18 protein-coding genes and 1 riboswitch are annotated in these 15421 nt (G+C 31.9%); of the genes, 17 read left to right on the top strand and 1 reads right to left on the bottom strand.

The window, feature by feature from the left end:
• Positions 1–11: 11 nt before the first annotated feature.
• The 7 genes from C3E88_RS04050 to C3E88_RS04080 all read left to right on the top strand — a co-directional run bounded on the left by C3E88_RS04050 (position 12) and on the right by C3E88_RS04080 (position 5009).
• Positions 12–1025, top strand: a complete 1014-nt coding sequence (locus C3E88_RS04050) for a hypothetical protein (protein ID WP_236908882.1) — start codon at positions 12–14, stop codon at positions 1023–1025.
• Positions 1012–1683, top strand: a complete 672-nt coding sequence (locus C3E88_RS04055; RefSeq protein ID WP_236908883.1) for a class I SAM-dependent methyltransferase — start codon at positions 1012–1014, stop codon at positions 1681–1683. The genes C3E88_RS04050 and C3E88_RS04055 overlap by 14 nt, the downstream gene beginning before the upstream one ends.
• An 18-nt stretch (positions 1684–1701) precedes the next feature.
• Positions 1702–2199: a DUF4846 domain-containing protein gene (locus tag C3E88_RS04060; RefSeq protein ID WP_236908884.1), complete on the top strand. Its 498-nt coding sequence runs from the start codon at positions 1702–1704 to the stop codon at positions 2197–2199.
• A 10-nt stretch (positions 2200–2209) separates the two neighbouring features.
• Positions 2210–2359, top strand: coding sequence for a DUF4846 domain-containing protein (locus C3E88_RS12485; protein WP_236908899.1), 150 nt, complete (start codon positions 2210–2212; stop codon positions 2357–2359).
• A gap of 76 nt (positions 2360–2435) precedes the next feature.
• On the top strand, positions 2436–2942 hold the full coding sequence (locus C3E88_RS04070) for a GNAT family N-acetyltransferase (RefSeq protein WP_236908885.1): 507 nt from the start codon (positions 2436–2438) through the stop codon (positions 2940–2942).
• Positions 2943–3171: 229 nt separating this feature from the next.
• Positions 3172–3230: riboswitch (Fluoride riboswitch) on the top strand.
• A gap of 56 nt (positions 3231–3286) precedes the next feature.
• Positions 3287–4459 (top strand): cation:proton antiporter domain-containing protein, encoded by a 1173-nt coding sequence (locus C3E88_RS04075; RefSeq protein ID WP_236908886.1) that lies wholly within the window; start codon positions 3287–3289, stop codon positions 4457–4459.
• 97 nt (positions 4460–4556) lie between these two features.
• A complete protein-coding gene (locus C3E88_RS04080; RefSeq protein ID WP_236908887.1) occupies positions 4557–5009 on the top strand; it encodes a zinc ribbon domain-containing protein in 453 nt (150 codons plus the stop codon).
• 48 nt (positions 5010–5057) lie between these two features.
• On the opposite strand, the gene namA is transcribed toward C3E88_RS04080, so the two are convergent.
• Complete coding sequence (namA, locus tag C3E88_RS04085) at positions 5058–6080, bottom strand: NADPH dehydrogenase NamA (protein WP_236908888.1); 1023 nt, start codon at positions 6078–6080, stop codon at positions 5058–5060.
• Positions 6081–6461: 381 nt separating this feature from the next.
• On the opposite strand from namA, the gene ppdK reads away from it, so the two are divergent.
• The 10 genes from ppdK to C3E88_RS04135 form a co-directional block, all read left to right on the top strand.
• Entirely contained in the window at positions 6462–9083 is a 2622-nt protein-coding gene (gene ppdK / locus C3E88_RS04090; protein WP_236908889.1) for a pyruvate, phosphate dikinase, read from the top strand.
• 233 nt (positions 9084–9316) lie between these two features.
• Entirely contained in the window at positions 9317–9688 is a 372-nt protein-coding gene (locus tag C3E88_RS04095) for a hypothetical protein (protein WP_236908890.1), read from the top strand.
• 44 nt (positions 9689–9732) lie between these two features.
• A complete protein-coding gene (locus tag C3E88_RS04100; protein WP_236908891.1) occupies positions 9733–10938 on the top strand; it encodes an esterase/lipase family protein in 1206 nt (401 codons plus the stop codon).
• A 233-nt stretch (positions 10939–11171) separates the two neighbouring features.
• The gene (locus tag C3E88_RS04105) at positions 11172–11903 is read left to right on the top strand and encodes a phosphotransferase (RefSeq protein WP_236908892.1); all 732 of its coding nucleotides are present in this window, start codon (positions 11172–11174) and stop codon (positions 11901–11903) included.
• A gap of 176 nt (positions 11904–12079) precedes the next feature.
• On the top strand, positions 12080–12949 hold the full coding sequence (locus C3E88_RS04110; RefSeq protein WP_236908893.1) for a GNAT family N-acetyltransferase: 870 nt from the start codon (positions 12080–12082) through the stop codon (positions 12947–12949).
• A gap of 1 nt (position 12950) precedes the next feature.
• On the top strand, positions 12951–13664 hold the full coding sequence (locus tag C3E88_RS04115; protein ID WP_236908894.1) for a DNA alkylation repair protein: 714 nt from the start codon (positions 12951–12953) through the stop codon (positions 13662–13664).
• A gap of 414 nt (positions 13665–14078) precedes the next feature.
• Entirely contained in the window at positions 14079–14231 is a 153-nt protein-coding gene (locus tag C3E88_RS04120) for a hypothetical protein (protein WP_236908895.1), read from the top strand.
• Positions 14232–14311: 80 nt separating this feature from the next.
• Entirely contained in the window at positions 14312–14443 is a 132-nt protein-coding gene (locus tag C3E88_RS04125) for an NAD(P)H-dependent oxidoreductase (RefSeq protein WP_236908896.1), read from the top strand.
• Between the two features lie 6 nt (positions 14444–14449).
• The gene (locus C3E88_RS04130) at positions 14450–14893 is read left to right on the top strand and encodes a flavodoxin family protein (protein WP_336513059.1); all 444 of its coding nucleotides are present in this window, start codon (positions 14450–14452) and stop codon (positions 14891–14893) included.
• Positions 14894–15022: 129 nt separating this feature from the next.
• Positions 15023–15421, top strand: a 399-nt coding sequence (locus tag C3E88_RS04135) for an HD domain-containing protein (protein ID WP_236908898.1), incomplete at its 3' end; no start/stop codon positions are given.

The following is a 15421-nucleotide window of genomic DNA, read 5'->3' on the forward strand; positions in this document are numbered from 1 at the left end:
GGGACAATTATATGAAGCATTATTCAGTAGAGCCAAATAAAAATATATTTATTGTTTTTGCTGGTTTAACAGCTTCTGGATATAATCTTGCAGAGGGTAGTTGTGACAGGGATATAATAAATTCAATAAGAGAAGTGGAGTATGATGGAGATATTATTGATTATTTTAAAAAAGCCAGAACTTCAAATTGTGAAGTAAATCCATACTGGCCAAGGGTTTTTTTATTATCTTTAGCAAGTTTGTTTATAACTGAAAAAACGCCCTATGAGTATATAGATTGTCAGAAAATGTTAGACTATATAGAGAATCTTCAACAGATTGACCCAAATGAAAAAAATAAAGAGCTAATTGATTGGCTAAAGGAACTTCCTGTTAAAATTACTAAACTTCAAAATAATATTATGATTGAGGAAATATGGTTGAAATATATTTCATTGGTAAATAAAAGTATAGAGAGTTATGATTTAATTGCTAATCAATCTTATTTATTAATAAGAGAAGTTTTAGATATATCCGAATATGAGCTTCCTGAACTAATAATTATTCCAAACTATTTACAAGCATCTGAGGCTACAGATTTTGTTAATTTAGAAGATGAAATTTATATAATAACATCCAAATTAGATAAAGAATCAATTGTTCATGAATTATTACATTATATTTTAGATATTAGATTGGAAGAGTGTAGAGAATTAATAAATGAGAATATATTTCTACTAAAACCAATTTTAGATGAAATGATTCGCTATCAGTATGCCTGGAATTATAGTGAAGATTGCTGGAATAGAGTTTTTGAAGAAAATTTTATGAGAGCTGCTTCCATTTGGATTATTTTTCATGATGATATTAATAATGCACAGACAAATGCAAATTTACATAAAGATTATGGTTTTATTTATGTTCCAATTATTCTAGAGCAATTTTTCTTTAATTGGAAAGGATTAGATAATTTTTATGGATTTATAGAGGATTGTTTAAAAGCATGTAGAAATTTTCTAAAGGAGGGATTCAATGCTAACATATGAAAGAAATATAAATTATTGGAATGATGTATTTAGCAAGGCAGATACAAAGCCTATTACATCTAAAAGCATGGGACATGATGATTTAGATAAGGCTTTAGATTGGTTTTGTCACGATTCAAATTCTATACTTGATTTTGGCTGTGGTAATGGAACCTGGTTGTTTAAGTGTCATTTGAGAGGAACAGAATTTCATAGAGGTATTGATATTTCCCAGGAAGGTATTAGAATTGCTCGAAAAATTCAAAAAGAGAGTGAAAAAGAGAATTTTACTTTTACTGTAGGCGGTGTGAAAACATTAGAATCTATTCCCGAGAATTCCTTTGATGGTGTAATACTTTCAAATATAATTGATAATTTAATCCCATCAGATACTATTAAAGCATTATCAGAGGTAAAACGTATTCTTAAAATAGATGGAAAAGTGTTAATAAAATTAAATCCTTTTCTTACAGATGAACAAATTAAGGAATGGGATATTAAGATTATTGAGAAAAATTTTTTAGACGATGGACTGTTTTTGTGGAATCGGACTACTGAAGAATGGACTAAGTTATTAGAAAATTATTTTAGTATTGTAAAGTATAAAGATATTTACTATCCTAAACATGAACAATACAATAGATTATTTTTGCTCTGTAATGATAAGAAATTACATTAGTATAGAAGGTGTGAATTAATGAAGAGGAAGCTTAGAATTTTTTTAATTATTATTATTCTAGTTTTGTTTACCAGCTGTAGATCAATTGATAACAACTCAGAACCGTCTTCTCGCCATAGTTTAACAGAAAAGAATGAGGTAAATAAAAATACTAGTCATGTCATTCCTAGAGGTAGTACAATTGGAACCAGGTATTCAACTCCAGAAGGGTTTACAAGGGTTGAGGTAGACAAAGGTAGCTTTGAAGAATTTTTGAGAAATCAAAAGTTAAAGCCATATGGAGAAAAGGTATTGTATTACAATGGCAGGGAAAAACCTTCAAGAGGAGTATATGATAGTGTAATAGATGTAGATATTGGAGATAGAAATCTTCATCAATGTGCTGATGCCATCATGCTTTTACGGGCAGAGTACCTATATTCAATTGGAGACTATGATGATATAAAATTCAATTTTGTATCAGGTTTTACAGCCCTATATGCCAGCCCAACAAACCCAAATACTTATCAATCCTAATGATGAAAACATGAGTCCTTGGTATTCACTAAAAGATAAAGAAAAATTGAAAACCCCAGAATGGACTTTTGAGATAGATACATTGAGAAGATTTTCCATCATTCCTATCCTATTTAGGATACATGGGGTCTATACAAATTATATGAAAGAGAAAGTTTAAATCTCAATATGGCTAAAAAAACAAAAGGATAATATAAATTGTGTAATTTTTGTAAAGTCAAAAGGAGCGAATATTAATGTCTAAAATTAAAACAAATATACGCACTTTCCAAGAGAAAGATAAAGAAGCTATTATAGAATTAATTGCAAACTTTAGAGTAGATTTAGCGGGATTAAAAGGGATTAAAAAAGAGCCAAATATAGATATGGCAAAGGAAGAATTGAGAGATTACATAGATAATAAATATCCTATATTTATTGCAGAAGATAAAGGAAACATGATAGTAGGATATTTGGTTTGTAAGGTGGAAGGAGATATTGTTTGGGCAGAGTCCCTTTATGTATTACCAGAGCATAGAAGAAGGGGGATAGCTTCATTATTATTTAATGAAGCAGAAAAATTAGCGGAAAAACTTGGAGCCGATACGGTATATAATTGGGTTCACCCAAATAATGATAGGATGATTAAGTTTTTGGACAAAAGAGGATACAATGTTTTAAACCTAATTGAAGTACGCAAACCTTGGAAAGGTGAAATAAATAATCAAAAGATAAAAGTAGATAAACACGAGTTTAGATATTAAGAGACATGAGAAACAATATATTCTAATAATACAAGGCTTAAACCTGTATGAAAAAATGAAGGATTTATTGAAGAATTAAATACTACAGTAAAGGAATTTGTTCATTTAATAAAAGAATAGGATGAAATAGTTTGGTGATATTAAAAGGATATAGTATAATTAATTACATAGATTGGAAACATGAATTTTGACATGGTTATTGAAAGATGATATAATTTTTATTGAAAAATTAAAAAACGGTGATGGAGTTCACCTTAACTGCTTAATGCTAATGACTCCTACAGGAATACTATAGTTATGCCTGTAGGAGTTTTATTTTTTAAACTTAAAAAGGAGATGATGGTGTGGCGGCAAGTTTAGCTATAATTATTTTACTAGGATTACCAGCAAATAAACTATTTGAAAAGTTAAAGATGCCTGGATTATTGGGAATACTCATATTAGGAATTATTATAGGACCTTATGGCCTTAATTTACTTCAACAGGATATTATTAATGTGTCTAATGACCTAAGGAAGATTGCTCTAATCATTATTTTATTAAGAGCAGGCCTTGGGATCCATAAGGATGATTTAATAAAAAATGGAAGTAGTGCATTAAAATTAAGTTGTATACCAGGTTTAATTGAAGGATTTTTCATTTCTTTAACAGCTGTGAAACTTTTAAACTTCTCCTTTATAGAAGGGGGAATATTAGGATTTATCATTGCAGCAGTTTCTCCTGCTGTAGTAGTTCCTTCTATGTTAAAATTGATTGAAAAAAACATAGGAGAGGATAAAGGCATACCTACTTTAATATTAGCAGGGGCTTCCATTGATGATGTTTTCGCTATAACTATATTTAGTGTTTTTCTAGGTTTTTATAGTGGTACACATATTAATATTGGAATAAAGCTATTAAGCATTCCTATTTCCATATTGTTAGGTGTTGTAGCAGGTATTATTATCGGATTAATATTAATTAAGATATTCGATAATTATCATATAAGGGATACTAAAAAACTACTATTAATCTTAGGTTTTGCAATTTTATTAACTGAAATAGAAAGTCTATTAGAATTAAAGATTCAAATAGCTTCTCTATTAGGAGTAATGACCATAGGGTTTATAATAATGGATAAGCTACCTGATGTAGGGGAAAGATTATCGACAAAACTCAACAAAGTGTGGGTGTTTGCAGAATTACTGCTATTTATATTAGTAGGAGCCCAGGTTAATATCCATGTAGCTTTTGATGCAGGAAAAGTTGGAGTCATAATTATATTAATTGGTCTTTTAGGTAGAAGTTTAGGGGTATTGATTTCTCTTTGGGGAACAGATTTGAATTGGAAAGAAAGGTTTTTTTGTGTTATCTCCTATATACCCAAGGCTACAGTACAGGCTGCTATGGGTGCAGTTCCATTATCCTTAGGGGTAGAGTCAGGAGAGACTATTTTAGCTATTTCAGTATTATCCATACTTATAACAGCGCCTATAGGAGCTATGGGGATTGATTATTTTTCAGAAAAATTGTTATAAAAATTTCACATGTTTATTAAAGGTTCAATATTCAATGGAGATGTTATATAATGATAATATAATAGAGCAGCAAAAAATTAATCATAGGAGGGTAGAAATGTCCAATAAGATTTCCAAGGAAAGAAAAGCTATTTATTATATAGGATTAGTCTTAACGATTTTTGGAGTTATATTATTTATGTCTGTTTTTTTCATAGATATGATGACACCTGATTTTTTTGGAGGACATTCAAGTTTCATAGTAAGACCAGTAATTGGAATGATTTGTATGACTGTTGGTAATGTATTGATGAGCATTGGGTCTAAAGGAGCAGCAGGTTCAGGATTGATATTGGATCCGGAAAAAGCTAGAGAAGATCTAAAACCATACAGTTCTGCTAGAGGTGGAATGATAAACGATACTTTAGAAAATATCGATATGGTTAAGGACATAGCTAATAGGAAAGAAGAAAATCAATCTAAAGAAGTAATAAAGATAAGATGTAAGGAATGTGGCACTCTTAATGATGAAGATGCTAAGTTCTGCAAATCCTGTGGTAAGGAAATATAGGATTTAGGATAGAAGATAACCCCCAGAAGGCTGGGGGTTTAATTGATATTAAATCTTGGCTCTTCTATAGGGATAAGGCCAATCTACATCTTCATTCAATTTATTAGCAGCTTCTAGTGGCCAATAAGGATTTCTTAACAGTTCCCTTCCTAAGAATATAAAATCAGCCCTATTATTTTTAAGAATTTCTTCAGCCATATCTGGTTCAGTAATCAATCCTCCAGCAATTACAGGCAAGCCAGTTCCTTCTTTAATTACTTCTGCAAAGGGAATTTGATACCCAGGGTACGCATCTATATTAGCAGGAACTACTCCGCCAGAACTTACATTTATTATATCTATACCTTCATCCTTTACTAGATTTATAATATCTACTAAATCCTCTGGATGATTCCCATTCTCTACATATTCTTCAGCAGAAACCCTTAGGATTATAGGTTTGTTATCAGGCCATACTGTTTTTATCTCCCTTATTATATCCTTTAAGAACCTAGTTCTATTTTCTAAATTGCCACCATATTTATCTTCCCTTTTATTGGTTAGGGGAGATAAGAATTCATTGATTAAATAGCCGTGAGCGCCATGGATTTCGATAACATCGAATCCAGCCTCATCAGCCCTTCGTGCTCCATCTTTGAAGGTATTTATGACAACTCTAATATCTTCTTCGGTCATCTCCGCTGGAGTAGGATAGCTGCTATCAAAGGCTAGGGGAGATGGTGCAATTATTTTTTCCGATTTTACCTCACATTTTCTTCCTGCATGGGCCAGTTGGATTCCAACTTTAGCCCCTAGAGACTTAGAAGTTTCCACTATCTTGGCTAATCCCTCTATATGGGAGTCATTCCAAATCCCTAAATCTCCATTTTTAATTCTACCCCTGCTTTCCACAGCCGTTGCCTCTAAGATGATAAGCCCAGTACCTCCAATAGCCCGAGAACCATAGTGGATCACATGCCAATCCTTAGCATATCCCTCATCATCAGAGGTAACCATACACATAGGTGCCATTACAATACGGTTTTTTAGCTCTAAATTTTTAATCTTTATGTTTGAAAATAATTTAGTCATATACACACTCCTTTCCTAATACTTATATACCCAAGTTTTTTCTTTTATACTTATCTCTATTAATCTTGTCCATCTATGGAGTTATTATCTGTAATATGGGAAAGATAAAGGAACTATCTTAAAGTTTACTCAATGGAGTTCAACTTTGTTAAATCTGTGATATAATATATATATTAATCCATTTTAAAAGATATTAAACTTACAAAATATAATAATATATCTTATAGAAATCCTTCAACAATACAAACCTGTCAAATCTAATTATCCTTTCAAATAGTACCACAAACAAGGAATTCAGTACCAATCCCACTATTGCCAACTGATAATTTTTATTTAACAATCAATATGCCCGGGTTAATTATATCCTAGGAGGGACATTTTATGACCAGGTATGTTTATCAATTCCATGAAGGCAACAAGAATATGAAAAATCTATTAGGAGGTAAAGGGGCTAATTTGGCGGAGATGACCAATATTGGATTGCCAGTACCCCTAGGCTTTACCGTTACAACACAGGTATGTGAAAGATTTTATGAAAAAGGTGAAAAAATAGACAAAGATCTAGAGGAGGAAATACTAGATAATCTATCAAAACTTGAAAAAAAGGTAGGTAAAAGATTAGGAGATGATAAAAACCCATTATTGCTATCGGTAAGATCAGGAGCACCAATATCCATGCCAGGCATGATGGATACCGTATTGAATATAGGATTAAATGATGAAACGGTAAAAACATTTGCTAAAACCATATCCAACGAACGAACAGCCTATGATAGCTATAGGCGACTTATACAGATGTTTGGAGATGTGGTCATGGGTATACCAATAGGGAAGTTTGAAGAAATTTTAGATGAAATAAAGGATAAAAAGGGTTATGAAAACGATTTAGAGCTGGATTCTGATGATCTAAAAGCAGTGGTAGAAGAATACAAAAAGCTATACCAAGAAATAATTGGTGAACCATTTCCCCAGGATCCAAAAATACAGTTGCTAATGTCTATAAGTGCAGTATTTAAATCATGGCACAATGATAGAGCCATAGCCTATAGGAACATAAATAATATACCCCATGATATGGGAACTGCAGTAAATGTTCAAACTATGGTATTTGGCAATATGGGACAGGACTCTGCTACAGGGGTAATGTTTACTAGAAATCCAGCTACAGGGGACAACCATATGTATGGTGAATTTTTGGTAAATGCCCAAGGAGAAGATGTGGTAGCAGGAATAAGAACTCCTCAAAATATTGATGAATTACAAGATGTATTTCCAGAAAACTATGATGAGTTGAAAAAGATAGCAGAAAAGCTTGAAGAACACTACAAGGAAATGCAAGATGTAGAGTTTACCATAGAAAAGGGAAAACTATATATGCTCCAAACTAGGGATGGTAAAAGGACAGGCATGGCTGCTGTAAATATTGCAGTAGATATGGTAGAAGAAGGATTAATAGACAAAAAGACAGCTTTAATGAGAGTGGAGCCTTTAAGTGTGAAACAGTTATTACATCCTACCTTTGACGAAGATGAATTAAAGAAGGCAAAGGAAATAGCAGAAGGTTTAGCTGCTTCCCCAGGGGCAGTATTTGGAAAGATATATTTTACTTCTGAAGACGTAGTGGAAGCTGCAGAAAAGGGCGAAGAAGCTATACTGGTGAGAAGTGAAACCTCTGCTGAAGATATAAACGGTATGTTTAAAGCCAAAGGCTTTTTAACAGCTAAAGGGGGCATGACCTCCCATGCAGCAGTGGTAGCAAGGCAGATGGGAAAAAGCTGTGTATCTGGCTGCAAGGATATAGATGTGGATGAAAAAGAAAAGATATTTACTATAGATGGAAAAGAGTATAGGGAAGGAGATTATATCTCTCTAGATGGAAATACGGGAAAAGTATATGAAGGTAAGGTAAAAACTAAAGAAGCAGAGATAATAGGGAATTTTAAGGAATTATTAAAGTGGGCAGATGAATTTAGAAGATTGGAGATTTGGACAAATGTAGATAAATCAGAAGATTTAACCAAAGCCCTAAAATTTGGTGCAGAAGGCATAGGCCTTTGTAGAACTGAGCATATGTTCTTTGGGGAAGATAGGATAGATTACGTTAGAAGATTGGTTATAGAAGGAGATGAAGAAAAAATCCAACAGGTTTTAGATATCCTGTTTGAGTTCCAGAAGGAAGATTTTTATCATCTATTTAAAGACATGGATGATAGATCCATAATAATTCGACTATTGGATTTACCTCTCCATGAATTCCTACCTAGCAATGAAAAGGATATAAAAGCCCTAGCTGAAAAGATGGACATGGAATTTAAAGATATAAAATATATAGTAAATAGCCTTAAAGAATATAATCCAATGCTTGGCCATAGAGGTTGTAGATTGGGTATGACAAATCCAGAAATATATCAAATGCAGACTAGAGCTATAATCACCGCTGCCATAGAAGTAGAAAGAGAACTAAATATTTCCATAACCCCTCAAATAATGCTTCCCTTAGTAGGAATAGAAGAAGAGATAAAAACCATAAGGGAAAATATTACCCAAGTAGCAGATAGGATTATCCAAGAAGAAAGAAGTAATCTACATTATGAAGTAGGCACTATGATAGAAATACCTAGGGCTGCACTTCTAGCAGATGACATTGCCAAATATGCAGATTTCTTTTCCTTTGGGACTAACGATTTAACCCAGATGACCTTTGGATTTTCCAGGGATGATGCAGATATGTATTTAAAGAGCTATATCAAACAAGGTGTTTTCAATGTAAGCCCCTTTGAAAGTATAGATACTAAGGGAGTAGGGAAGTTAATGGATATGGCAGTGAAACTAGGAAGAAAGACGAACCCTAAACTCCATATTGGCATATGTGGAGAGCACGCAGGAGATCCAGACTCTATAGTATTCTGCGATAAGATAGGCATTGACTATGTATCCTGTTCCCCTTATCTAGTCCCAGTAGCTCGACTTGCCGCAGCCCAGGCCGCAATCAAAAACTCATAATGGAATAGCCAACCATAAAAAGCATCTGACAGTACTAAGTCAGGTGCTTTTTTAACTTGATTCTGAATCCAAAGTACATATTTTCAAATCCTATCATAGACTAGTAGAGGAGGGATTTTTAATAAAAGGGGGAGATGTTTATTTAAAAATTAAGGAAATATGTGATTAGTTATATAAGTATAAGGGTAATAATTATCAAAACTGGAAAATATTAATTATTAAAGGAGGATGAAATGTTTAAAAATCTAAGTAATTTTGGTATGAAAAGAAACTGGAAGGAAGCAATTGCTTTTTATATAGCCTATTTATTGTTAGGACTATTAATTGGCTTTTTAGTAGGAGGTCTAGTAGGAGTAATTAATCCTACAAATGCTTTTGAGGCATCGGTAAGAGCTGGCTCAATTGCTGGAACAATATACGCCTTAATATTGTATTTTACCGTTTATATTAAAAAAGGTATGAACTCATTTTTGTATATTATAATTGGGGTAATAGCTGGTGTAATCAATATATTTACAGGAAACCTGTTTTCACTAATAATCGTAGCCTTCCTTACCACCCGTGAAAACAAACTAGAAAGTGATGTTGATATGGGCAATTCATAAGTAATCGAATATCCTGGTATAAAAGCAATAAGGAGGAATATACGATGGATTATCCTATTGTTTTTATACCAGGACTTTTTGGTTCACTAGGTGATGATGTGATAAAGGGAACTGGAGATTTTTCCTTTGGATTTGCCGAAAGAATCTATAGACCTTTTATTGAAATACTAAACGCTATGGGATATGAGGAAGATGTAGATCTATTCATATCCTATTACGATTGGAAAAAACCAGTATTAGAAGCCGTAGATAAATATCTGTTTCCATATATAGAAAAGATTAAAGAAAAAACCAAAAGAGATAGGATAATACTTATAGGTCATAGTTTAGGTGGATTACTAGGAAGAGCTTATATCAGCTATTTTAGCCCATCTTCAGTAGATAAGTTGATAATGATAGGTACCCCAAATTTAGGTGCAGTAAATGCCTACTATTTCTGGAGTGGAGGGAAACTTCCCTACTCAAAAATAGAGGACAATATTCTCTATAATGGACTAAAGCTGGGGTTTATGCTTTATTATCATCTATTTAAAGACATAAATCATATAGAGGCTTTAAGGGGTATCTTTCCCATAGTGAAAGATTTATTGCCTAGTTATGGATATGGTAATTATCTATTCTATGAAGAAGCTGGAATAAGAAAGGAGATTTCTATAGGAAATATGTCCATGAAAAATGAATTTTTAAATGAACTAGATAGGAAAACCATCCATCCAGGTAAGTTGTATATCATAGGTGGAAAAGGGGTTTTTACCAATAAGGAGTATTTAGTGGATATAAAGAATAGAGGAAAGATCAAATGGAAAGATGGAAAACCTATAAAAGCCTATAGGACCAATTATGGAGATGGGACAGTAACTACCTTTAGTACTTTAGGACATTTAGGTGGAGAAAATATTGTGTTAGAGGGAAATCATACGGATATACTATATAGGTCCAAGGATTATTTATCTTCTATTCTAGAAAAGCCAATAGTAAGCCATGTCCAAGAAGAAAAGATAGAAAAGGCATATATTATCTTTATAGAAGGTTGTGATAAGATAGATATTAGAACTTCCCAAATCAGTGAAATATCTAGTAAAGATATTGATATTATCGATGATAGAATCCAAGCTATAAAGTTATCAAACAATAAGTTCTGGATATTGGTGACAGGGGATGAGGATCTAGAAGTTGAACTAGATGTAAAACCAATTGGAAAAGTTAAGCCTAAAATATATAAGAAGATTATTGATAAAAAGAACATCTAATTAGATGTTCTTTTAGTATTTAAAAGATTTGGTAAAAAAGAAGGAGTTTTACAGGAATTGTGGAATATATGTTTAGAATAATTAAAATAATCTATAAGGAGGTACTTAAGTGGGAAAACCAAATAGTGTTTATTATACTAAATTTGGTAGAAGGATGAGTATGGGATATATTTACTCTGCTCGGAGAATTAATTGAGCTGAAGATGAGGATATTATATATTGGAGGTTAGCATATGAAACTTGGGAAAATAGTTGGCATAGGTAATACTGCCACTGTATATGAGTGGAAAGATAATAAAGTACTTAAGCTTTTTCATCGGGATTATCCAATAGAATCCATAGAAAAAGAATTCAAAAGTGCAAGATTAATATGGAATATGGACTTTCCAAAGCCTAAAGCCTACAAAATTATTACGTATAATAGACAAACAGGTATAATATACGATAAATTAAAGGGTGAATCCTTGTTGGATTGGTTTGTAAGGACAGGCAATATAGAGGAATGTGCAGTATATATGTCAAAACTGCATAAACAAATACTCCAAAATAAAATTAATGGTGTACCAAATTACAAGGACTTTTTAAGGAATAATATACAAAAGGTCCAAAGCTTAAAAGAAAAAGAAGAAATGTTATATATGCTTGATAAACTACCAAATGGAAACACCCTTTGTCATGGGGATTTTCATCCTGGTAATATATTTATTCATAACGGACAAGCAATTATCATAGATTTTATGAATATATGTCATGGACACTTTTTATATGATATAGCTAGAGCCGTATTTCTAGTTGAATATACCCCTATACCAGCAGAAGTGAAAGAAAAAGAAAAGCTTTTAAAACTTAGAAAAGCATTAGCAGATTCATACCTTATGGAAATGGGTGTAACTAGAGAAATGATACAGGATTATTTGCAGATTATTATTGCATCAAGAATGGGTGAATTTCCTGATGAGATATAACATATGCAAGAGGGACGGATCTTTTTGCATCTTTTATAGCACTAAATAATCATTTGTTATTTGTTGCCGAGAAATAATATATGGTTTTCTAGAATTAGGCTTTACGTTCAAGTAAATTAAGGGACTTAGAAAACACATCATAATTCAAAAAACAAATAGTTGAGGGGGATATGTTTGTGATAAAGGAAATTGGAGAAGAGAATTTACAAGATGTGGTAAAATTTGCATGGGAACTATCTAAGAATAAAGCTAAGAACAGCTTTCCTAAATTTGAAAGCTATGAGGATATGTACGATGTATTTAAAAAGTCTGTAAATGATGAAAATGATAAAGTTTTGGCTTTCTATGAAAATGGGAATCTGTGTGGGGTATTGAACTTACTCATTAAACCAGAAGATGCTTATATGCAGGGAAATGGAGGAATTTATGCCAAAGATAATTTTTCTAATGTAGCTACACAATTTATTGATTATATTAAAAACAACTATACTGACTATGAGTTATTTTTTGGTTACTCATCAGATAATGATGAAGGGATTAACTATATGGAAAAAATTAAGGCAGAATTAGTTGAAGCTAGTTATACAATGGAATTGAAGAATACATACTTTATCTATACAAATCAATTGAAGGATAATTTAGTAGTTAAGTTAATACCAGATTATTATCAAGAATTTTCAAAATTCCATGACCTTTATAACCCAGACATGTATTGGAATAGTCAAAGGCTATTGGAAAAAATTAATTTATTTGATATCTTTGTTATAATAAAGGAGAACAAGATTGTAGGTTCTATAGTAATAAGTTCTTATGAAATATTAGGCAAAAAGGAAGCTGAAATTTTTGCAGTAACTGTAGATAATAAATTTCAACATGGAGGATTGGAATTAGCTTTGTTATCTGAATCCCTTAGGAATATATTTGACAAGGGTGTAGAAAGGGTTCTTTATTTCATTGACAAAAGTGCAAAGGATGAATTAGAAGCAGCTTATCAGATTGGTTTTAAGCAAATTGATGATTACAATTGCTATAGAATAAAGGTATAAGATGAAATTCAGAAAAGATAATATGGTAACATCTAGTTTAGATGGTTATCAAAATAGAAGGAGAGATAAGGTGGATATTTTTGCTATATTTTATAATAATAAAAATGAAGAACAAGCAAAGCCCATGGCAAAATATATGAGAAACAAGTTTCCTTTCCTTGGTCTTAAAAAGCCAGAAAGGGCAGCATTATCAAAGGAGTTTTTAAAGGCAAAAAGAAAGGACACTGAAATAGATTGGGATTTTATTTTTAAATGTTATGATATGCCAGAAAGGGAGTTTCAATATTTAGCTATAGATTATATGGATAAAGTTAAAAAATTATTTACACCAGATGATATGAAAAACATTGAGAAACTATTGATTACAAAATCCTGGTGGGATAGTGTAGATGCTATAAATAAAACAGTGGGCTATATTGCTATGAAATATCCAGAGGTAAAGGAAGATGTCCTATTGGAATGGATTGAGTCGGAGAATATTTGGCTCAATAGGGTATCCATAATATTCCAACTAAAATACAAGGAAAAAACGGATACTGAATTTCTAAGTAAGGCAATTTTACATAATTCACAAACTGAGGAATTTTTCATCAATAAGGCAATTGGCTGGGCATTAAGACAATATTCTAAAACAAATAGGGAATGGGTTAAAAACTTTATACAGCAAAACCCATTACAACCCTTGAGTGTTAAGGAGGGAAGTAAGTATTTATAAAAAACAAGATAATAGAACCATATAATATAAGTACGAAATAAAAATTAACCTTGAAAAGTGTAACCTTTTCAAGGTTTTTTCGTGTAAGCTTATTGAGGGGAAATGAAGACTATCGTACTGCTTTTTATCTATATGAAGTAGATTGATTTAGTTATAGGGAAATTGGCGAAATTATGGATAGATATTTGCCATAAACAAAAATTCCCATATATAGATCAAGAAAAAAACTGAAAAACTTGTAAAGGAGGGTATAGAATATGAAAACTAAAAAGGCGTTTTTAAATGGGATGTGGCATTAGGTAATTAATTTACCTATCTATTTTATTTTGAAAATATTTAATATAAAAGAAGGGATCCACAAGGCAATGTAGAATAGTAGATATATTCTTTTGTCTTCATGGCAAAGAAGTCGATATGTCTGATTTATTAGATGAAATGGCTATTTTAGGATGTGAAAGTTTATTTATTGGGTTTGAAAGCTTGAATGAAAATGCAATAAAAAATGTCCGTAAAAGTCAGAACAATATCCGGAAGTATGAGACTTTAGTTGAAGAAATCCACAGATGAGCTAATAGTCATGGTAGACAATAATGAATTTGCGACAATCTATCTGTTTCATATGAACTTATATTAAATGGGGGGATATTATGACTAATATGACCAAAAACTGGATTGCCATATCAGGTAGTCCAAGACGGCATAAAAATACTGAAACATTAATGAATTATTACATGGATGAGTTAGAAAGACATGGAAGAAAGGTTGAAAAAGTAATATGAAGTGAAATTGAATTAAATGCTTGTGATGGTTGTGGACATTGTGCTGAAGACAAGATGTGTTGTTATGATGATGAAATCTCTCGAACAATTAATAAGATAAAAGTTGCAGAAGGAGTGATTTTAGGTTCACCATCTTATAATTACAATGTAACACCATATATGAAGGTGTTCCTTGACAGACTATATCCTTTATTCACTTATAAAAATGGTACTTTCAGTAGTGAACTGGATTCAAGAGGAATAAAAGCAATTATAATTGGTGTATGTGCAGGTCCGGATACATTCAGCATGGGATTTACAATTGATTCAATAAAAAGAGTAATGATTGATCATGGAATAGAAGTAGTAATAGAAGAAAGTTATTTTGGAACAAAAAGAAATCCTGTTATGTTCAATGAAGAGATCAAGAAGGATGTTTCTAGGAAATTGGAAGAAGTATTAAATATATAAATAGCAAACAAATTCCATATGTTTTAATAGGCTTGTTGGTGAAATTATTGAAGGTGCAAGAAACAAGAAATTACTGAAGCGAACTATATTAACATTCTGTCCATAATAACCATTAGAAAGGAAGTAAGCATGATAATAGATAAAAAACATGGGAAGATAAAAGAAATTGTTCAAAAAGAGTTATCATGTTCAGCACATAATTTAGACCATGTAATGAGAGTGTATAATTTATGTTTACTATTAGCAGAACATGAGGAAAATGTTGATTTACATGTTCTTATTCCTGCAGCGCTGTTACACGATATTGCTAGAGTAAAAGAAAACAATGATAATACTGGAAAGACTGATCATGCTATTTTAGGCAGTGAAATTGCAGAAAAGATTTTAAGAGATTTAGAATACGCAGAGGACAAAATTGAAGAAATAAAGCATTGTATTGCATCACATCGATTTAGAAGTGGAAATGAGCCAAGGACAATAGAAGCTAAAATACTATTTGATGCAGACAAGCTAGATTCATTAGGGGCT

This window comes from Clostridium sp. Cult3 (assembly GCF_021655115.1).
Classification (GTDB): domain Bacteria; phylum Bacillota; class Clostridia; order Tissierellales; family Tepidimicrobiaceae; genus PPXY01.